We start from the raw sequence: 18,032 nt of genomic DNA on the forward strand, positions 1-18,032 counted from the left end.
CCCATGAGCACGCCCGTTTCCGTCACCTTCACCGACCTGGACCTCGACGCCATTGCCGCAGCGGAAGGCCGCGTCGCGGTGATCGTCACGCCCAGCGGCAAGATGGGGCCCGGTGCGCGGCGCGTGAACCGGCTGACCAAGGGGGCGGTCAAGCGCCTGCTGGAAAGCGAGGCGTGGGAAAAGACCAAACCCGGGCAAGTGGTGACCTTGGCCTGGCCCACGGGCCTGGCAGCCAAGGCGCTGGACGTGCTGTGCCTGGAGCGCGGGGCGGACCCGGTCGAGACGCGCAAGGCCGGTGCGGCCCTGGGCAAGCTGAAGGGCGAGGCGCCGCTTCTGGTGCTGGCGGGCACCGCGCGGCGGCTGGGCGAGCTGGCGCAGGGGATCGCACTGCGGGCTTACTCGTTCGACGCGCGCAAGTCCAAGCAACCCGAGGAACCGGGCGCCGTTTCAATCATGGTCGGCAAGCCCGACGAGGCCACCGAGGCGGCGAAATCCGCCCTGGCGGTGGCCGAGGGCGTGTTGATGACGCGCGACCTGGTGTCGGAACCGGCGAACCACCTGACCACCACCGAATTCGCCAAGCGGATCAAGGAGATGGAGAGCCTCGGGCTGAAGATCACGATCCTGGAGGAAAAGGATCTGGAAAAACACGGCATGGGCCTGCTGCTCGCCGTGGGGCAGGGCTCGGCTTCGCCCACCAAGGTCGCCGTGATGGAATGGTCCGGCGGGCGCGACGGCGATGCGCCGCTGGCGCTGGTCGGCAAGGGCGTGGTTTTCGACACCGGGGGCATTTCGCTGAAGGTGCCCACGGGCATGGAGGACATGACCATGGACATGGGCGGCGCGGGCGTGGTCGTCGGCACCATGCGCGCCCTCGCGCTGCGCCAGGCCAAGGCCAACGTCGTGGGCCTTGTCGGGCTCGTCGAGAACATGCCCTCGGGCGAGGCCTATCGCCCCGGTGACGTGTTTACGTCGATGAAGGGCGACACGGTCGAGATCATCAATACCGATGCCGAGGGCCGCCTGCTTCTGGCCGATGTGCTGTGGTACGCACAGCAGACCTACAAGCCCGCCGCGATCATCGACCTTGCCACGCTGACGGGGGCGATGATCATCGCGCTTGGGCATGAAAACGCCGGCGTCTTTTCCAACGACGACAATTTCTGCGACAAGTTCCTGCGGGCCGCCAAGAACGAGGGCGAGGGGGCCTGGCGCCTGCCGCTGGGCGAGGCCTATGACAAGCAGCTCAAGTCCGACATCGCCGATATGAAGAACGTGGGCGGACGGCCCGCCGGCTCGATCACCGCGGCACAGTTCCTGCAACGTTTCGTCGAGGACGGGACGCCCTGGATCCACCTTGATATCGCGGGCGTGGCGCGCGTGACCAAGGACACGGATTTCGCCCCCAAGGGCTCGACCGGCTGGGGCGTCATGAGCCTCGACCGGCTGGTGGCCGATCAATACGAAGGGGAGTGATGGGCGCGGTTTATTTCTATCACCTGACCCGCCGCCCGCTGGAGGCGACGCTGCCGATGCTGCTGGACAAGGCGCGCGGGGCGGGATGGCGCGTGCTGGTGCGCGGCACGCAGGAGGCGCGGCTGGACTGGCTGGACGAAAAACTGTGGCTGGGACCCGAGGAGGGCTTTCTTCCGCACGGGCGCGCGGGCGGGCCGCATGATACCCGCCAGCCGATCCTGCTGGGCACCGGCGCGGCGACCAACGGCGCCGTCTGCATCATGAGCGTCGACGGCGCCGAGGTCACGCCCGAAGAAGTGCAAGCGTTGGAACGGACCTGCATTCTGTTCGACGGGAACGACGATCAGGCCTTGAATCACGCCCGTGGCCAGTGGAAGGCTCTGACCGGCGCGGGGTGTTCGGCGCAATACTGGTCCGAGGAGTCGGGCCGGTGGGAGAAGAAAGCCGAGGCGTGAACGCGCGCGGTCCGCTTAGCGGGTCAGGATCATCTTCCCGTCGGAAATCTGCACGTTCGAGAACCGCTCGAGATAGCTCATGCCCAAAAGCGATCGGTCCAGTTCGCCGCCATTGACCGACGCCGCGATGCCGCGGTCCTCCAGCGGGCCGATCTTCAGGCTGTCCAGGCGCACCGGCGCGGTGCTGACCATGCCGTTGGCGGTGCCGGCGCGGCCTATGAAAGCGAGGTCGTCCGTGTTCAGGCCGGCGCTCTCGGCATCGGCCCGGGTCAGCACGATCAGCGTCGCGCCGGTGTCCACCACGAAATCCACCGGGGCGCCGTTCACCTCGGCCGTGACATAGTAATGCCCGTCCAGCGCCCGGCGCAGCTCGATCTGATCTTCGCCCAAAGTCGTGTAGGATGCGGGGCTTGCGGTGTTGCGGATGTCGCCCCAAAGCCCGACGGCGGCGATGGCGCCCACGAAGATCAGACCCCAGACCACGACGTATTGCATGTTCTTGCCCAGCGAGGTGCGGTTCTGCGCGAAAAACCACGCGACGACTGCGGCGCCGAGCAGCGCGAGGTAGATCAGTCGGGCGGTGTCATCTCCGGTCATGGCGCAAGATATAAGCAGCGGCGCGTCAGCCCGCCAGCCCAAACCCCTTCAATCCGTCCAGCACGAACTGAACCGTCAGCGCGGCCAGCAACATCCCCAGAAGGCGGGTGATGACGTTGATGCCGGTCCGTCCCAGCGCGCGTTCCAGCAGACCCGCGGTCAGGAACAGCAGAAACACGAGCGTCACCACGCTCAGCATCACGCCGATGACCCAGGCCAGCCCTTCGATCCCGGGTTGCTGGCCGGCCAGCAGGATCACGGTGGTGATCGCGCCCGGACCGCCGATCAGCGGAATGGCCAAAGGGTAGATCGAGGGGTCGTCGCGGTCGTCTTCCTCGTCGGCCTGGTCCTTGCGCCGCTTGGTGCGCCGTTCGAACAACATGTCGAGCGCGGTCAGAAACAACAGAAGCCCGCCCGCGATCCGGAAGGCGGGCATCGAAATGCCGACGAAGTCCAGCACGGATTCGCCGAAGCTGGCGAACACGATCAGGATCAGCGCCCCGGCGACGCAGGCGCGCAAGGCGATGGCGCGGCGGCGTGCCGGGCTGTCGCCCTGGGTCAGCGCCACGAAAAGCGGCGTCATCCCGATCGGGTCGATGATGACGAAGAGCGCCACCCAGGCGGTGATGAGGAAACTGGGGTCCATGATCTCGGTTTGCGATGCGACGCGCGGCTTGTAAACCGCTTGTGACTAGTTTTCCGCCGCGTCCAGCCGTTCCAGCGCGGCCAGCCACAGCGCCTCGGCCCGGTCGAGTCCCTCCATCACCTCGGCATACTTGCGCTGCCAGGCTTCCATGTCGTTCGCCTTGGCATCGCTGTAGATCGTGGGATCGGCCAGCTTGGCCGCGATCTTGTCGCGCATCACGTTCAGCTTTTCCACGCGCTGTTCGCAGGACTTCACGTCATGCCGCAACTCCAGAACGGTGTCGCGAGGGGGGCGTTTGGGCTTCGGCGCGGGCTTTTCCACCGCCGCCGTTGCCGCTTCCTTTTTCGGGGGCTTCTGGTCCAGCAGGGCGGCGCGATAGGTTTGCAGGTCGCCCTCGTAAGGCTTTACCGTGCCGTCCTTGACCAGCCACAGCCGGTCGGCCACCAGTTCCAGCAGGTGCATGTCGTGGCTGACGAGGATGATCGCGCCGGTGTAGTCCGTCAGCGCCTCGACCAGCGCCTCGCGGCTCTCGATATCGAGATGGTTGGTCGGCTCGTCGAGGATCAGCATGTGCGGCGCGTCGATCGTGGCCAGCATCAGCGACAGCCGGGCCTTCTGCCCGCCCGAGAGTTTCGCCACCAATGTGTCGGCCTGTTCCGCGCCGATGCCGAAGCCGCCCAGCCGCGCGCGCAGCTTGGCCTGGCCGTCATCGGGATAAAGGCGGCGGATGTGATCGAGCGGGGACTCATCAAGATGCAACTCGTCCACCTGGTGTTGCGCGAAATAGCCGACGCGCAGTTTCGAGGCGGCGTGTTTCTTGCCGTCCAGAACCTCAAGTTTACCCGATAACAGCTTGGAAAGCGTGGACTTCCCTTCGCCATTGCGCCCCAGAAGCGCGATCCGGTCGTCCTGGTCGATCCTCAGCGTCAGGCGTTGCAAGACCGGCACGCCGTCATAGCCAGTGGCGACATTGTCCAGCCTCAGGATCGGCGGCGACAACTGGTCGGGCTCGGGGAAGGTGAAGCGGCGCAGCGCGGCCTCTTGCGGACGCGAGATCGGCTTCATCTTCTCCAGCGCCTTGATGCGGGACTGGGCCTGCTTCGCCTTGTCCGCCTTGTAGCGGAAGCGGTCGACATAGGATTGCAGGTGGGCGCGGCGCGCCTCCTGCTTTTTCGCCTCGGCCTCGGCATTGGCGAGCCGTGCGGCGCGGGTTTCCGCAAAGGTGTCGTAGCCGCCCTGGTAGAGCGTCAGCTTGCGGTCTTCCAGATGCAGGATGGCCCCCACGGCACGGTTCAAGAGCCCGCGGTCGTGGCTGATGACCAGAACGGTATGGGGATAGCGCGCCAGATAGCTTTCCAGCCAGAGCGCGCCTTCGAGATCGAGATAGTTCGTGGGCTCGTCGAGCAGCAAGAGGTCCGGCGCGGTGAAAAGCACCGCGGCCAGTGCCACGCGCATCCGCCAGCCGCCCGAGAAGGCCGAGCAGGGCTGGGCCTGTTCTTCGTCGGTGAACCCCAGACCCTTGAGGATGGTCGCCGCACGGGCCTCGGCGCTCCAGGCGTCGATATCGGCCAGGCGCGTCTGGATCTCGGCGATCCGCGTGCCGTCCGTCGACGTCTCGGCCTCTGCCATCAAGGCGCTGCGCTCGGTGTCGGCGGCCAGAACGGTGTCGATCAGCGACACCTCGTTGCCCGGCACCTCCTGGTCGACGCCGCCGATGCGGGCGCGTTCGGGCAGGGAGATCGTGCCCGTGTCCAGCGGCAGCTCGCCCCGGATCATGCGGAAAAGCGTGGTCTTGCCGGTGCCGTTGCGGCCCACCAGACCCACCTTGTGGCCCGCAGGGATCACGGCCGATGCACCCTCGATCAGGGGGCGGCCGGCGACCGAGAAACTTATGTCATCAAGACGCAACATGCGCACCGCATGCCGTATCGCGCCCGCGCCGTCAATCGCAGCTTTTCAATCATGCACCCCCATGCTATCGGGGCGCCGAACAACGGCGCAGGCATGGGGTTTGCGCCACGACACTGACGAAAAGAGGCTACAATGGCTGTGGAACGCACGCTCAGCATCATCAAACCCGATGCCACCAAACGCAACCTGACCGGCAAGATCAACGCCAAGTTCGAGGATGCCGGCCTGCGCATCGTCGCGCAGAAGCGGATTCACCTCAGCAAGGCGCAAGCCGGTGTGTTCTACGCCGTGCATTCCGAGCGTCCGTTCTACGACGAACTGTGCGAGTTCATGGCGTCCGAGCCGGTCGTCGTGCAGGTGCTGGAAGGCGAGGGTGCCATTGCCAAGAACCGCGAAGTGATGGGGGCCACGAACCCCGCCGATGCGGCCCCGGGCACGATCCGCGCGGAATTCGCGGAGTCGGTCGGCGAGAACTCGGTTCACGGGTCCGACGCGCCGGAAACGGCTGCGGTGGAAATCGCCTATTTCTTCTCGGGACTTGAACTGGTCGGCTGACCGGACCGAGACAGAAGATGAAAGACGGCGTGATCTTCGGATTGCGCCGTTTTTGTCTGCGCCGGGCGCTTCAGATCGCAGCGAAGTCGGTGAAGACCTGCTTCGAGATGATCACCTTGGCGTCCTTGCGCACGACGTTGCGCGGTGTCGGTGCGGGTTTCTGCGACTTCTGGGGAAGGTCGGGGGTCGTTGCCATGTGCCTGCTCCTTTTTTGGGTCAGACCGGCCGGACAGCGCCGACCGGCGCCTGGTTATCCGAACAGGGTTGCCGTCAACATGGACTTAAGTTGGGCCGAAATGTGGCGGGATTGCGGCGTTCGCCGTGAAATTTGTATCGTAATCGCGCCCAAGACCGTGCAAGGGTAAGTTCCGAAACGAGAAAAGTGCAGACACCATGGCCCCCGGAAAGCTGAATCAGGACCCGCACAAGGTTCGTGAGCATCAGGACATGAACCTGGAAACCGCCATCGGGCGGGCCGTGCGCGAGTTCCGTAAGACCCGCGGCATGACGGTGTCGGACCTGTCGGACGTCACGGGCCTGTCCGTCGGGATGCTGTCGAAGATCGAGAACGGCGTCACATCGTCGTCGCTGACCACGTTGCAGGCGCTGTCGACCGCGTTGAGTGTGCCGATCACGGCCTTCTTCCGCCGGTTCGAGGAGCGGCGCGAGGTGGTGCATGTCAAGGCGGGCGAGGCCGTCGAGATGGAGCGCGCCGGTACGCGGGCGGGGCATCAGTACAACCTTCTGGGCCACATCGGCGCCAACAACAGCGGTGTCGTGGTGGAACCCTATCTGATCACGCTAAACGAGGCATCGGACGTCTTTCCCACCTTTCAGCACGACGGAATAGAGCTGCTCTATATTCTGGAGGGCGAGGTGGGGTATCGCCATGGCGACCAGCGATTTCACCTTCGGCCCGGCGACAGCCTGTTTTTCGATGCCGACGCGCCGCATGGCCCCGACGAATTGCTGAGCCTGCCGATCCGCTACCTGTCGGTGATCTCTTATCCGCAGGGCGAACGATGAATATTCCCCACAAGAATATTTAATTCACCCCATTGCGTATTCTTTCCCGCCGTATTAGCGTCTCTGCAACATAGGAGACACCGATATGTGTGGAATCGTTGGACTGTTCCTGAAGGACAAGACGCTTGAGCCGTGCTTGGGCGAAATGCTGACCGACATGCTGATCACCATGTCCGACCGAGGGCCCGACAGCGCAGGTATCGCCGTCTACGGCACGGATCGCGACGGGCAGGCGAAGCTGACCCTGCAGGCTGCCGAGCCAAGCCAGTTCGAGGGCCTTGCCGAAGAGATCGGCAAGGAGGTGGGTGCCGGTATCAGCCAGCGGGTGATCGACACTCACGCGGTGCTGGATTTGCCGCAGGACAAGGTGTCGGCGGCGCGGCAGGCGGTCAAGCGGCTGCGCCCGGATATCCGGGTCATGAGCGCGGGCGATATCATCGAGATCTACAAGGAAGTCGGCCTGCCGGGGGACGTGGCGAAACGCTTCGACATTCCCAAGCTGACCGGCAGCCACGGCATCGGGCATACCCGCATGGCGACCGAAAGCGCGGTGACCACGCTGGGCGCGCATCCGTTTTCGACGGGCGCGGATCAGTGCCTTGTCCACAACGGGTCGCTCAGCAATCACAACGCGCTGCGCCGGCAACTGGCGCGTGAGGGGATCGAGGTGGAGACGCAGAACGACACCGAGGTCGCCGCGGCCTACCTGACGTGGAAAATGCAGCAAGGTCATACGCTTGGCGAAGCGCTGGAGGCGGGGCTGGCGGACCTGGACGGCTTTTACACTTTTGTCGTCGGCACCAAGGACGGGTTCGGCGTGCTGCGCGATCCCATTGCCTGCAAACCGGCCGTGATGGCCGAAACCGATCGATACGTGGCCTTCGGCAGCGAGTATCGCGCGCTGGTGAACCTGCCGGGGATCGAGGATGCCCGCGTGTGGGAGCCCGAGCCGGCCACCGTTTATTTCTGGAGCCACTGACATGCAGATATATGACTTGGAAGCGGACGGGCTGCGTGGGCTGAATGCCACGCTGCAAGGGGCCAGCGGCAACGAGACCGGCTGGGAAGTCGTCAATCCGCGCGGCAGCCATGCGATTGCCGTGGGGCTGGACGCGCCGCTGGATGTGACCGTGAAGGGATCGACCGGCTATTACTGCGCGGGCATGAACCAGCAGGCGACGGTTCGCGTGGCTGGCAATGTCGGCCCCGGCGTGGCCGAGAACATGATGAGCGGAACCGTGATCGTCGAGGGCGATGCCAGCCAGTATGCCGGGGCGACCGGGCATGGTGGGCTGCTGGTGATCAAGGGCAACGCCTCGTCGCGCTGCGGGATCTCGATGAAGGGGATCGACATCGTGGTGGGCGGCAATGTGGGGCATATGTCGGCCTTCATGGGGCAGGCGGGGCACCTGGTGGTCTGCGGCGATGCGGGCGACGCGCTTGGCGACTCGCTCTACGAGGCGAAGCTGTTCGTGCGCGGCAGCGTCAAAAGCCTGGGCGCCGACTGCATCGAAAAGGAGATGCGGCCCGAGCATCTCGAGAAGCTGACCGAACTGCTGGACAAGGCCGGGATCGACGCCGATCCGTCCGAGTTCAAGCGCTATGGCTCGGCCCGGACGCTGTATAATTTCAACATCGACAACGCCTATTGAGGAGACGGACGAATGAGCGACAATCAAAAATCCGCTCCGCGGACTTTGCCGAGATATTCCAATACCTTCACGCCGGACGTTAACGCCGAAATCCGGCGCGCGGCGGCCACCGGCATCTACGACATTCGCGGCGGCGGGGCCAAACGGAAGGTGCCGCATTTCGACGACCTGGTGTTCCTGGGTGCGTCGATGTCGCGCTACCCGCTGGAAGGCTACCGGGAGCGCTGCGACACGAACGTGGTGCTGGGCACGCGCTATGCCAAGAAGCCGATCGAGCTGAAGATCCCGATCACCATCGCTGGCATGAGTTTCGGCGCGCTGTCGGCGCAGGCGAAAGAGGCGCTGGGGCGTGGCGCGTCCATGGCCGGAACCTCGACCACCACGGGCGATGGCGGCATGACGCCCGAGGAGCGTGGCCAGTCTAAAACGCTTGTGTATCAATACCTTCCAAGCCGTTATGGCATGAACCCGGTCGATCTGCGCAAGGCCGATGCTATCGAGGTGGTCGTGGGCCAGGGCGCCAAGCCCGGTGGCGGCGGGATGCTGTTGGGCCAGAAAATCTCGGACCGCGTGGCCGAGATGCGCACCCTGCCCAAGGGGATCGACCAGCGCTCGGCCTGTCGGCACCCGGACTGGACAGGGCCAGATGATCTGGAGATCAAGATCCTCGAGCTGCGCGAGATCACTGGCTGGGAAAAACCGATCTACGTCAAGGTCGGCGCGGCGCGCCCGTTCTTCGACACGACGTTGGCCGTGAAGGCCGGGGCGGACGTGGTTGTGATCGACGGCATGCAGGGCGGCACGGCGGCCACGCAGGACGTCTTTATCGAGCATGTCGGCATCCCGACATTGGCGTGTATCCGCGAGGCCGTGGCCGCGCTGCAGGAACTGGGCATGCACCGCAAGGTGCAGCTGATCGTCTCGGGCGGCATCCGCACCGGCGCGGACGTCGCCAAGGCTCTGGCGCTTGGCGCGGATGCGGTCAGCATCGGCACGGCCGCTATGGTGGCCATCGGCGACAACGACCCCAAGTGGGAGGCCGAGTACAACGCGCTCGGGTCCACCGCCGGGGCCTATGACGACTGGCACGAAGGCCGCGACCCGGCGGGCATTTCCACCCAGGACCCGGAATTGTCGAAACGCCTGGACCCGGTCGAGGCCGGGCGGCGGCTGAACAATTACCTCAAGGTTCTGACGCTGGAGGCACAGACGCTGGCCCGGGCCTGTGGCAAGAACCATGTGCACAATCTGGAGCCAGAAGATTTACAAGCCCTTACCGTGGAGGCCGCCGCCATGGCGCGGGTGCCTTTGGCGGGAACCACTTGGATTCCCGGGCAGGGCGGTATGTAATCGACAACAAAAATCAAAACGACAAGAAACGGGGAGATAACAATGGCCACGGACCTGGCTAAATTTGCCGAGAAAAACGGCGTAAAGTACTTCATGATTTCCTTCACGGACCTCTTCGGCGGGCAACGCGCCAAGCTGGTCCCGGCGCAGGCGATTGCCGACATGCAGGAGGATGGCGCGGGGTTCGCGGGCTTTGCCACGTGGCTGGACATGACGCCGGCGCATCCCGATATGCTGGCTGTGCCGGACCCGGAGTCGGTGATCCAATTGCCGTGGAAGCCAGAGGTTGCGTGGGTCGCCGCCAACCCGGTGATGGAGGGCGAGGACGTGGCCCAAGCGCCCCGCAACGTGTTGCGCCGGCTGATCGACGAGGCCGCCGAGGAAGGCCTGCACGTCAAGACGGGCGTGGAGGCGGAGTATTTCCTGCTGACGCCGGATGGCAATTCGCTGAGTGACGAGTTCGATACCGCCGAGAAGCCCTGCTATGACCAGCAGGCGGTGATGCGCCGCTATGACGTGGTGCGCGAGATCTGCGATTACATGCTGGACCTGGGCTGGGGCCCGTACCAAAACGACCACGAGGACGCCAACGGCCAGTTCGAGATGAACTGGGAGTTCGACGACGCGCTGGTTACCGCCGACCGGCATTCGTTCTTCAAGTTCATGACCAAGTCGGTGGCCGAAAAGCACGGCTTCCGCGCGACCTTCATGCCCAAGCCCGTCGAGGGGCTGACCGGCAACGGCGCGCATGTGCATATCTCGGTCTGGGACGCGCCCGGGGCCAAGGCCAAGACCAATGTCTTTGCCACCGACACCGCCGAGGGCAGCCCGACGGCAGAACTGGGCCTGTCGGAGCGCGGCGCCAATTTCCTGGGCGGGATCATGAAGCACGCCAGCGGCATGGCGGCGATCACCAACCCGACGGTCAACAGCTACAAGCGGATCAACGCGCCGCGCACCACCTCCGGGGCCACCTGGGCACCCAACACGGTGACATGGACGGGCAACAACCGCACCCACATGGTGCGCGTGCCGGGGCCGGGGCGGTTCGAGCTGCGGCTGGCGGACGGGGCGGCGAACCCCTACCTGCTTCAGGCCGTGATCATCGCGGCGGGTCTCAGCGGGATCCGGTCCAAGGCGGATCCGGGCAAGCGGTATGACATCGACATGTATGCCGAGGGCTACAAGGTGCGCGGTGCGCCGAAGCTGCCGCTGAACATGCTGGATGCCTTGCGTCTGTACGACAAGGACCGCGAGTTGAAGGCGATGCTGGGCGAGGAATTCTCGTCCGCGTTCCTCAAGATGAAGCGGCAGGAGTGGGATTCCTACATGTCGCATTTCAGCCAGTGGGAAAAGGACCACACGCTGGATATCTGACCATTGACCCTGTCCGGGGCGCAGGCATAAATGCGCCCCAGACAGTTGGGAGGATACCATGACGTTTCACCGTTTGACCGCCGCCGTTCTGGCCGGCACGATGCTGGCGCTGCCGGCTGCCGCCGAGACGCGCGTGACCTACAAATCGGCCAAGACGGCCTCGTCCTATTACCAGATGGGCGTGCAGATCGCCGAGGCCATGCAAGAGGCCTCGGACGGCGATATCAGCGTGACGGTCGAGGAAAGCCAGGGCTCGGTTCAGAACGTGATGGAAGTGCGGGCGCGGGGGGGTGACTATGTCTTTACCACGCCCCCTGTGCTGGTCAGCCTGGCGCAGGGCGGGAAGGCGATGTTCGAGGGCAAGGGCGACCCGGCCTTCGACGAAATCCGCGCGCTGTTCCCGATCCCGTCGCTGACCATGCACTTCGTCATGAGTGAGGAGAGCGGCGCCACGACGCTGGCCGACCTGGAAGGCAAGACGATCCTGCTGGGCAAGGGCAGCTTCGGTGCGACGGAGGGCGAGAAGTATCTCGACCTCTTCGGGCTGGCTGACAAGGTCGAGATCGCCGACGTGGAACTGTCGAACGCCGTTCCGGCCATGCAGAACGGCCAGATCGACGGATTCGTGACCGCGGGGTCCTGGCCCGCGCCGAACGTGGTCGAGGCCGCGGCCTCGACCGGCGTGACGGTGCTGTCGATGAGCGACGATGAGATCGCCGAGACCAAGCGCACCAAGCTGGTGATCCCTGCGGGCACTTATGCCGGGCAGGACGCGGATATCGTGACGACCTCGCTGCCGGTGGCGGCCTACACGACCACCAAGATGGATGACGAGACCGCCTATCAACTGACCAAGACCTATTGGGAAAGCAAGGCCAAGCTGGCGGAATCCTCTGCGTGGTGGAACGGCGTGGACGAAGGCCTGATGGAGAACATCACCGGCCAGATCCATCCCGGCGCCGTGCGCTATTACGAAGAGGCGGGCATGGCCCTGACCGACGCCCAGAAGTGACCACGTGAGCCTGACGACCCCCGATCCCGCCGCGCAGGCCGGTCCTGCGCGGCTTTTCTGGCTTGGCCTGGCGCTGGCGTCGGTGGTGTTCCACATCGGCCTGGTCTTCTGGGGGCTGGTGCCGAACCTGGTCAGCCGCCCCATGCACCTGGTTTTCGTGCTGCCCTGGGTGCTGATCTGGGGGCAGGCGGGGCTGATGCGCCAGAGCGGATACGTGCTGGCGGCACTTGGCGTGGGCGCGGCGCTTTGGGTCGTTTTCAACCGCGACATGCTGGGCGACCAGTACGGGTTTCTGGAAGGCCAAGGGCAGGTGGCCATCGCCGCCGTGCTGATCCTCGTGGTGCTGGAAGCGGCGCGGCGTGCCATCGGCTGGCCCCTGCCGCTGGTGGCTGCCATTGCGCTGCTCTACGGCCTCTTCGGGCAACACATCCCGGGGCGTTTCGGCCATTCCGGCACGCCGATCGAGAGCTTTCTGGGCACGCTGACCATTGCCGAAGGCGCGCTTTGGGGATCGCTGACGCAGGTGTCGGTGAACGTGGTGGCGATCTTTGTCATCTTCGGCGCGGTGCTGAACGCGGGCGAGGCGGGGCAGGGGTTCATGAACGTGGCCGCTGCCGCCGCCGGGCGTCTGCGGGGCGGGGCCGCCAAGGTCTCGGTGCTGAGTTCGGCGCTGTTCGGCTCCATCTCGGGCTCGGCCTCGGCCAACGTGGCCTCGACCGGGGCGGTGACGTTGCCTGCGATGGAAAAGCTGGGCTACCCCAAGCGGATTGCCGGCGCGGTCGAGGCGGTGGCTTCGTCCGGCGGGCAGATCATGCCGCCGCTGATGGGGGCGGGGGCCTTCGTCATGGTCGAGCTGACGGGGGTGCCCTATACCGGCATCATGGCAGCCGCGGCACTGCCCGCGCTCTTGTATTTCTGGGCCGTCTGGGTGGGGATCGACGGCTATGCGGCGCGGTTTGATCTGCGGGGGCTGGCGGATGCGGACCGGCCGGCGCGGCGCGATGTGCTTGTAACATCAGGGTTTTTCCTGGTGCCGTTCCTGATCCTGCTGTGGGGTATGTTCGTGATGCGGGTGACGCCGCAATATGCCGCGTGCCTGTCGATCTTTGCCGGGGCGGCGCTGCTCTTGTTGGGGTCGGACCTGCGGGTGAACCTGACCCGCGCGCTGGCGCGGGCCGAGACGGCGCTGATGACCGCGGCGCGGCAGGTGGCGCTGATCGGCGCGATCATCTTTTGCGCCTCATTGGTCATCGGGGTGCTGGGCGTGACCGGGCTGGGGGTCAAGATCACCTCGTTGATCCTGTCGGCCTCGGGCGGGATGCTGTGGCCGTCACTGCTGCTAACCGCTTGTGCCTGCTTGATTCTGGGCATGGAAGTGCCCACGACGGCGGCTTATGTGATCTGTGTCTCGGTGGCCGGGCCAGCGCTGATCGAGCTGGGGATGGAGCCGTTGCAGGCGCATCTTTTCGTCTTCTGGTACGCCCTGTTGTCGACCATCACGCCGCCCGTGTGCGGGGCGGTGTTCATCGCCGCCGGCATGATCGGCGAGAACTGGCTGCGGGTCGCTCTGACGGCGATGACGCTGGGCGTGGGCCTCTACCTGATCCCGTTGGGGATGGTGGCGAACCCCGGCATCACGGCGTTGGCGGAGGCGCCCGGATGGGCGGTTCTGGCGATGGTCAAGGTGGGCGCGGGGCTGGCGCTGGTCAGCCTTTCGCTTGTGCTGAAGAAAGGCTGGCCGCTGCGGATGGCGGCGTTCGGGGCGGGGCTGTTTTTGATCCTGTGGCCAATGTCTTAACGGCGAATCGGGGGCGAAAACCCACGTCGGTATTGCGTCGGTACTTTGGTGGTATCGCGACAGTGCCGTTGTCCGAAGGCCCGGATGAACGGACCGTGCGCCGTTAAGCATTAGACAAGAAAAACGCGGCCCCCGACCGGGGACCGCGCCTTGGATGAACCGTTTGGAAAGAGCCGTTCAGGCGTTGGCTTCGCGGATCTTCTCGGCGGCGTCCTTGTCATAGGTGACGCCGTTCTGCTCGAAGAGCGTGTCGAGCTCGCCCGAGAGCGTCATCTCGGTGATGATGTCGCAGCCGCCCACGAACTCGCCCTTCACGTAAAGCTGCGGGATGGTGGGCCAGTCGGAATAATCCTTGATGCCCTGACGGATGCCGTCATCGGACAGCACGTTCACGTCCGTGTATTCGACGCCCATGTAGTTCAGCACGCCCGCGACGCGGGACGAGAACCCGCATTGCGGCATGGTCTTGGTGCCTTTCATGTAAAGCACCACATCGTTGGCTTTGACGGTTTCTTCGATTTGCGTCTTCGGGTCGCTCATTTCCTGGTGTCCTTCGGTGCAAAGAGTTTGGCATAGGCCTGCGGATCGCGGGGGATTTCCCACCGCCGGACGTTGCCGCCGCCCATGCCGGATTGATAGTCGGATTCAAGCGTGTGCATGCCGGTCCTCGGTTCGCTGCCGCGCTGGCCGGGGGATTTGCGCTGACCCACGATGGCGACCGCCGCGATGGCGGCGACGACAAGCGCCACGAGGATGATCAGCGTCCAGCTCATGGTCTCAGTCCGGGGCCTTGGTGGTCAGCGCCAGGGCGTGCAGGTCGCCCGAGGGGCCGTCCATCTTGCCCTTGAGCGCGGCATAGACGGCGCGCTGCTGCTGGACGCGGTTCTTGCCCCGGAAGCTTTCGTCGATGACCTCGGCCGCGTAATGGTTCCCGTCGCCGGCCAGATCGGTGATGGTGATCTTGGCGTCTGGGAAGGTTTCGCGGATCAGGTCCTCGATTTCCTGGACTTGCATGGGCATGTGCGCGTCTCCTTGGTGTCTGTCCCTGATGTAGAGAGGGCAGGGCCGGGATGCAAGCGACGGACGTGGTTTCCGGCGATGTCGTCCGTGGCGGGGCAGGCCGGGATTTCGTCCCGGCAATGTGGGGAAAGGCGGGGTGAAACCCCGCCCTGCGATGTGGGGCGGGTGCGCGCCGCGTCAGAGTTCCTTGCCCTTCTTCAGAAGCTCGTCAATGAGGTCGCGCTGCAAGGTGCCGCTGTCGCCGCCGCCGAACTGCATCGCGCCGCCGGTGTAAAGCGTGCCGTAGGTCTGAACGAGATTGACCACCTGGCCGAGGCCCGAAATCAGCTGGTCCTTTTCCAGCGGGGCGAGCGGGTGGATATAGGTGGACCAGACCATGTCCTTGGCGATGGCGTAACGGGCGTCGAGCGCGGTGTCGAAATTGGCCTGCATCATGCGTTGAAGCGTGTCGACCTGCACGTCGTCGAGATCGGCCACGGGGGACAGGGCGCGCATCCGGTCATTGTCGGGATCGGTGATGATCAGTACGGGCGTGTCGGCGATGGTCAGTTGCCAGACGCGGCCGTCGGTCCGGGTGTTCTCGTCCAGTGATTTCAGGATCGTGTCCAGCCGGTCGAGCGTCATGGGGGCTTCGATCGGAGTGTCCGGGGTGGGCGTTTCGCTATCCTGGGCGGGGGCTGTGAGGGGCAGCGTGACGAGGGCGAGGGTCAGGGACAGGCGGAGCATGGTCGGAACCTTTCGGAGGGTCGGTTCCGAAAGAATGGCAGAGCATGGCAGGCCCGCCAACGCCCCCGACGCAAACGTGATGGGGTGCGAGCGGCGCGTTCTGTGCGACGCGTCCCGGACTTGATCCGGGACCTCTTGGGTGGTGAAGGCCCCGGATCAAGTCCGGGGCGGGGTCACCGAATTGCCGTCAGGCGAAGGTGTCGCCGAAAGTGCCGCGATAGATCGCGGACAGCTCGGCGAGTGGGGCGCTGGAGCGGCCCATCTGCACGTCGCTGCCGGTGAAGCGGCCCACGCTTTGGATCGGCACGCCGGCCTGGCCTGCGGCGATCATCAGCGCCTCGGCCTGGTCGAAGTTGCAGGCCACCAGGTAGCGGGCCTGGTCCTCGCCGAAGAGCGTCGCGGTCTCGTCGCTGTCGAGGCAGACACCCACGCCCGCCGCCTCGGCCATTTCGAAGGCGGCGAGCGCGAGGCCGCCGTCGGAAAGGTCGGTACAGGCCTTGATCAGCGCATGGTTGGCGCGGATGAATTCGCCGTTGCGTTTCTCGGCGTCGAGATCGACATGCGGCGCGTCGCCGTCGACACGGTTATAGACCTCGGCCAGAAGCGCCGACTGGCCCAGGTGGCCGGTGGTCTCCCCAACCAGCAGGGCCACGTGGCCGTCGCGGGCCTGGCCGGTGATCGCCGTCTCGGGGTCGCGGATCAGGCCGACCGCGCCGATGGTGGGGGTGGGCAGGATGGCCGATCCGTCGGTCTCGTTGTAGAGCGAGACGTTGCCCGAGACGATGGGCATGTCGAGCGCCGCGACGGCCGCGCCGATGCCCTTGATGGCCATGACGAACTGGCCCATGATCGCGGGTTTCTCGGGGTTGCCGAAATTGAGGTTGTCGGTCGTGGCGAGCGGCACGGCGCCCAGAGCCGTGAGGTTGCGATAGGCCTCGGCCACCGCCTGCTTGCCGCCCTCGAAGGGGTTGGCCTTGACGTAGCGGGGCGTGACGTCCGAGGTGAAGGCGAGGTGCTTGTCGGTGCCGTGCACGCGGATGAGGCCGGCGCCCTGGCCGGGGGTGCGGGCGCTGTCGGCCATCACCATCGTGTCGTATTGCTCGTAGACCCATTGCTTGCCGCAATAGTTGACCGAGCCGATCAGGGCCTTCAGCCCGTCGATGGGATCGACATTGGGCACGTTCGCATCGTCGAGCGCCTCGGGCGTTTCAGGTTCCTCCCACGGGCGGTCGTATTCCGGGGCGCTGCCCGAGAGCGTGGCGAGGGGCAGGTCGGCCATGACCTCGCCCTTATGCATGATCAGGAAGCGGTCCTCGGCGATGGTTTCGCCGACGATGGCGAAGTCGAGGTCCCATTTCTCGAACACGGCGCGGGCTTCCGCCTCTTTCTCGGGGCGCAGGACCATGAGCATGCGTTCCTGGGATTCCGACAGCATCATCTCGTAGGCGGTCATGTTCGCCTCGCGCTGAGGTACGGCGTCGAGGTTGAGCTTCACGCCGAGGCCGCCTTTGTCGCCCATTTCCACGGCCGAGCAGGTGAGGCCCGCCGCGCCCATGTCCTGGATCGAGATGACGGCGCCGGTGGCCATCAGCTCCAGCGTGGCTTCCATCAGGCGTTTCTCGGTGAAGGGGTCGCCGACCTGGACGGTGGGGCGCTTTTCCTCGATGGTCTCGTCGAATTCGGCGGAGGCCATGGTGGCGCCGCCGACGCCGTCGCGGCCGGTCTTGGCGCCGAGGTACACGACGGGCATGCCGATGCCGGAGGCGGCGGAGTAGAAGATCTTGTCGGCGTCCGCGAGCCCCGCCGCGAAGGCGTTGACGAGGCAGTTGCCGTTATAGGCCGGATCGAAGCGGACTTCGCCGCCCGCGCAGGGCACGCCGAAGCAGTTGCCGTAGCCGCCGATGCCTTCGACCACGCCATGCACCAGCTGGCGGGTCTTGGGGTGGGCGACCTCGCCGAAGGAAAGCGAGTTCATCGAGGCGATGGGGCGCGCGCCCATGGTGAAGACGTCGCGCAGGATGCCGCCCACGCCGGTGGCCGCGCCCTGGTAGGGCTCGATATAGGAGGGGTGGTTGTGGCTTTCCATCTTGAAGACCACGGCTTGGCCGTCGCCGATATCGACGACGCCCGCGTTCTCGCCCGGGCCGCAGATCACTTGCGGGCCACTCGTGGGCAGGGTGCGCAGCCATTTCTTGGAGGACTTGTAGGAGCAATGCTCGTTCCACATGGCCGAGAAGATGCCGAGTTCGGTGAAGCTCGGTTCGCGGCCGATGATTTCGAGGATGCGGTCGTATTCGTCGGGCTTGAGCCCGTGGGCCGCGATCAGATCGGACGTGATGGCCGGTTCCTGCATGTGAAACATGTCCCCCAAGGTGCGGTGCAGATGGCGCCCCTATTAGGCCATGAACGCAGCGGGGGGAAGGGGGTGCGG

19 protein-coding genes are annotated in these 18,032 nt (G+C 65.4%); 10 read left to right on the forward strand and 9 right to left on the reverse strand.

The window, feature by feature from the left end:
• The first annotated feature begins 3 nt into the window (after positions 1–3).
• Positions 4–1,476, forward strand: a complete 1,473-nt coding sequence (locus KUV49_RS11125) for a leucyl aminopeptidase (RefSeq protein ID WP_222450007.1) — start codon at positions 4–6, stop codon at positions 1,474–1,476.
• Entirely contained in the window at positions 1,476–1,931 is a 456-nt protein-coding gene (locus KUV49_RS11130; RefSeq protein WP_222450008.1) for a DNA polymerase III subunit chi, read from the forward strand. The genes KUV49_RS11125 and KUV49_RS11130 overlap by 1 nt, the downstream gene beginning before the upstream one ends.
• Before the next feature lie 15 nt (positions 1,932–1,946).
• Here KUV49_RS11130 and KUV49_RS11135 read toward each other — a convergent pair whose 3' ends face one another.
• The 3 genes from KUV49_RS11135 to KUV49_RS11145 are packed head-to-tail and all read right to left on the reverse strand — an operon-like array spanning position 1,947 to position 5,085.
• Complete coding sequence (locus tag KUV49_RS11135) at positions 1,947–2,528, reverse strand: TIGR02281 family clan AA aspartic protease (protein ID WP_222450009.1); 582 nt, start codon at positions 2,526–2,528, stop codon at positions 1,947–1,949.
• Between the two features lie 25 nt (positions 2,529–2,553).
• Positions 2,554–3,174, reverse strand: a complete 621-nt coding sequence (locus KUV49_RS11140; RefSeq protein WP_222450010.1) for a MarC family protein — start codon at positions 3,172–3,174, stop codon at positions 2,554–2,556.
• A 45-nt stretch (positions 3,175–3,219) separates the two neighbouring features.
• A complete protein-coding gene (locus KUV49_RS11145; RefSeq protein WP_222450011.1) occupies positions 3,220–5,085 on the reverse strand; it encodes an ABC-F family ATP-binding cassette domain-containing protein in 1,866 nt (621 codons plus the stop codon).
• Positions 5,086–5,217: 132 nt separating this feature from the next.
• Between KUV49_RS11145 and ndk the strand changes: the two genes are divergently transcribed.
• Positions 5,218–5,640: a nucleoside-diphosphate kinase gene (ndk, locus tag KUV49_RS11150; protein ID WP_222450012.1), complete on the forward strand. Its 423-nt coding sequence runs from the start codon at positions 5,218–5,220 to the stop codon at positions 5,638–5,640.
• A gap of 70 nt (positions 5,641–5,710) precedes the next feature.
• Here ndk and KUV49_RS21495 read toward each other — a convergent pair whose 3' ends face one another.
• Positions 5,711–5,836 carry a hypothetical protein gene (locus KUV49_RS21495; RefSeq protein ID WP_261391162.1) on the reverse strand — a complete coding sequence of 42 codons (126 nt, stop codon included), beginning with the start codon at positions 5,834–5,836 and terminating at the stop codon, positions 5,711–5,713.
• Between the two features lie 197 nt (positions 5,837–6,033).
• Between KUV49_RS21495 and KUV49_RS11155 the strand changes: the two genes are divergently transcribed.
• The 7 genes from KUV49_RS11155 (at position 6,034) to KUV49_RS11185 (ending at position 13,855) form a co-directional block, all read left to right on the forward strand.
• Positions 6,034–6,666: a helix-turn-helix domain-containing protein gene (locus KUV49_RS11155; protein ID WP_222450013.1), complete on the forward strand. Its 633-nt coding sequence runs from the start codon at positions 6,034–6,036 to the stop codon at positions 6,664–6,666.
• An 85-nt stretch (positions 6,667–6,751) separates the two neighbouring features.
• Positions 6,752–7,645 (forward strand): class II glutamine amidotransferase, encoded by an 894-nt coding sequence (locus KUV49_RS11160; RefSeq protein WP_222450014.1) that lies wholly within the window; start codon positions 6,752–6,754, stop codon positions 7,643–7,645.
• Between the two features lies 1 nt (position 7,646).
• Positions 7,647–8,318: a GXGXG domain-containing protein gene (locus tag KUV49_RS11165; RefSeq protein WP_222450015.1), complete on the forward strand. Its 672-nt coding sequence runs from the start codon at positions 7,647–7,649 to the stop codon at positions 8,316–8,318.
• A gap of 12 nt (positions 8,319–8,330) precedes the next feature.
• Entirely contained in the window at positions 8,331–9,668 is a 1,338-nt protein-coding gene (locus tag KUV49_RS11170) for an FMN-binding glutamate synthase family protein (protein WP_222450016.1), read from the forward strand.
• Between the two features lie 42 nt (positions 9,669–9,710).
• A complete protein-coding gene (glnT, locus tag KUV49_RS11175; RefSeq protein ID WP_222450017.1) occupies positions 9,711–11,045 on the forward strand; it encodes a type III glutamate--ammonia ligase in 1,335 nt (444 codons plus the stop codon).
• A 58-nt stretch (positions 11,046–11,103) separates the two neighbouring features.
• Positions 11,104–12,057: a TAXI family TRAP transporter solute-binding subunit gene (locus tag KUV49_RS11180; RefSeq protein WP_222450018.1), complete on the forward strand. Its 954-nt coding sequence runs from the start codon at positions 11,104–11,106 to the stop codon at positions 12,055–12,057.
• Positions 12,058–12,061: 4 nt separating this feature from the next.
• Complete coding sequence (locus KUV49_RS11185) at positions 12,062–13,855, forward strand: TRAP transporter fused permease subunit (RefSeq protein WP_315899501.1); 1,794 nt, start codon at positions 12,062–12,064, stop codon at positions 13,853–13,855.
• 177 nt (positions 13,856–14,032) lie between these two features.
• Here KUV49_RS11185 and grxD read toward each other — a convergent pair whose 3' ends face one another.
• From grxD to purL, 5 genes are all read right to left on the reverse strand, one after another.
• Positions 14,033–14,395 (reverse strand): Grx4 family monothiol glutaredoxin, encoded by a 363-nt coding sequence (gene grxD / locus KUV49_RS11190; RefSeq protein ID WP_222450019.1) that lies wholly within the window; start codon positions 14,393–14,395, stop codon positions 14,033–14,035.
• The gene (locus KUV49_RS11195; protein WP_222450020.1) at positions 14,392–14,628 is read right to left on the reverse strand and encodes a hypothetical protein; all 237 of its coding nucleotides are present in this window, start codon (positions 14,626–14,628) and stop codon (positions 14,392–14,394) included. The genes grxD and KUV49_RS11195 overlap by 4 nt, the downstream gene beginning before the upstream one ends.
• A gap of 4 nt (positions 14,629–14,632) precedes the next feature.
• Positions 14,633–14,875 (reverse strand): BolA/IbaG family iron-sulfur metabolism protein, encoded by a 243-nt coding sequence (locus KUV49_RS11200; protein WP_057793905.1) that lies wholly within the window; start codon positions 14,873–14,875, stop codon positions 14,633–14,635.
• A 177-nt stretch (positions 14,876–15,052) separates the two neighbouring features.
• On the reverse strand, positions 15,053–15,601 hold the full coding sequence (locus KUV49_RS11205) for a YbjN domain-containing protein (RefSeq protein ID WP_222450021.1): 549 nt from the start codon (positions 15,599–15,601) through the stop codon (positions 15,053–15,055).
• Positions 15,602–15,788: 187 nt separating this feature from the next.
• The gene (gene purL / locus KUV49_RS11210) at positions 15,789–17,954 is read right to left on the reverse strand and encodes a phosphoribosylformylglycinamidine synthase subunit PurL (RefSeq protein WP_222450022.1); all 2,166 of its coding nucleotides are present in this window, start codon (positions 17,952–17,954) and stop codon (positions 15,789–15,791) included.
• Between the last annotated feature and the right edge of the window lie 78 nt (positions 17,955–18,032).

The sequence above is a fragment of the Roseovarius atlanticus genome (assembly GCF_019802205.1).
Taxonomy (GTDB): domain Bacteria; phylum Pseudomonadota; class Alphaproteobacteria; order Rhodobacterales; family Rhodobacteraceae; genus Roseovarius; species Roseovarius atlanticus_A.

Bases quoted from the DNA above. Each gene is read 5' to 3' on its own strand.
- ndk (WP_222450012.1), top strand. From the start codon at position 5,218: ATGGCTGTGGAACGCACGCTCAGCATCATCAAACCCGATGCCACCAAA.
- KUV49_RS11160 (WP_222450014.1), top strand. From the start codon at position 6,752: ATGTGTGGAATCGTTGGACTGTTCCTGAAGGACAAGACGCTTGAGCCG.
- KUV49_RS11195 (WP_222450020.1), bottom strand. From the start codon at position 14,628: ATGAGCTGGACGCTGATCATCCTCGTGGCGCTTGTCGTCGCCGCCATC.
- KUV49_RS11165 (WP_222450015.1), top strand. From the start codon at position 7,647: ATGCAGATATATGACTTGGAAGCGGACGGGCTGCGTGGGCTGAATGCC.
- KUV49_RS11200 (WP_057793905.1), bottom strand. From the start codon at position 14,875: ATGCCCATGCAAGTCCAGGAAATCGAGGACCTGATCCGCGAAACCTTC.
- KUV49_RS11170 (WP_222450016.1), top strand. From the start codon at position 8,331: ATGAGCGACAATCAAAAATCCGCTCCGCGGACTTTGCCGAGATATTCC.
- KUV49_RS11180 (WP_222450018.1), top strand. From the start codon at position 11,104: ATGACGTTTCACCGTTTGACCGCCGCCGTTCTGGCCGGCACGATGCTG.
- KUV49_RS11135 (WP_222450009.1), bottom strand. From the start codon at position 2,528: ATGACCGGAGATGACACCGCCCGACTGATCTACCTCGCGCTGCTCGGC.
- KUV49_RS21495 (WP_261391162.1), bottom strand. From the start codon at position 5,836: ATGGCAACGACCCCCGACCTTCCCCAGAAGTCGCAGAAACCCGCACCG.
- KUV49_RS11155 (WP_222450013.1), top strand. From the start codon at position 6,034: ATGGCCCCCGGAAAGCTGAATCAGGACCCGCACAAGGTTCGTGAGCAT.
- grxD (WP_222450019.1), bottom strand. From the start codon at position 14,395: ATGAGCGACCCGAAGACGCAAATCGAAGAAACCGTCAAAGCCAACGAT.
- KUV49_RS11140 (WP_222450010.1), bottom strand. From the start codon at position 3,174: ATGGACCCCAGTTTCCTCATCACCGCCTGGGTGGCGCTCTTCGTCATC.
- glnT (WP_222450017.1), top strand. From the start codon at position 9,711: ATGGCCACGGACCTGGCTAAATTTGCCGAGAAAAACGGCGTAAAGTAC.
- KUV49_RS11145 (WP_222450011.1), bottom strand. From the start codon at position 5,085: ATGTTGCGTCTTGATGACATAAGTTTCTCGGTCGCCGGCCGCCCCCTG.
- purL (WP_222450022.1), bottom strand. From the start codon at position 17,954: ATGCAGGAACCGGCCATCACGTCCGATCTGATCGCGGCCCACGGGCTC.
- KUV49_RS11130 (WP_222450008.1), top strand. From the start codon at position 1,476: ATGGGCGCGGTTTATTTCTATCACCTGACCCGCCGCCCGCTGGAGGCG.
- KUV49_RS11125 (WP_222450007.1), top strand. From the start codon at position 4: ATGAGCACGCCCGTTTCCGTCACCTTCACCGACCTGGACCTCGACGCC.
- KUV49_RS11205 (WP_222450021.1), bottom strand. From the start codon at position 15,601: ATGCTCCGCCTGTCCCTGACCCTCGCCCTCGTCACGCTGCCCCTCACA.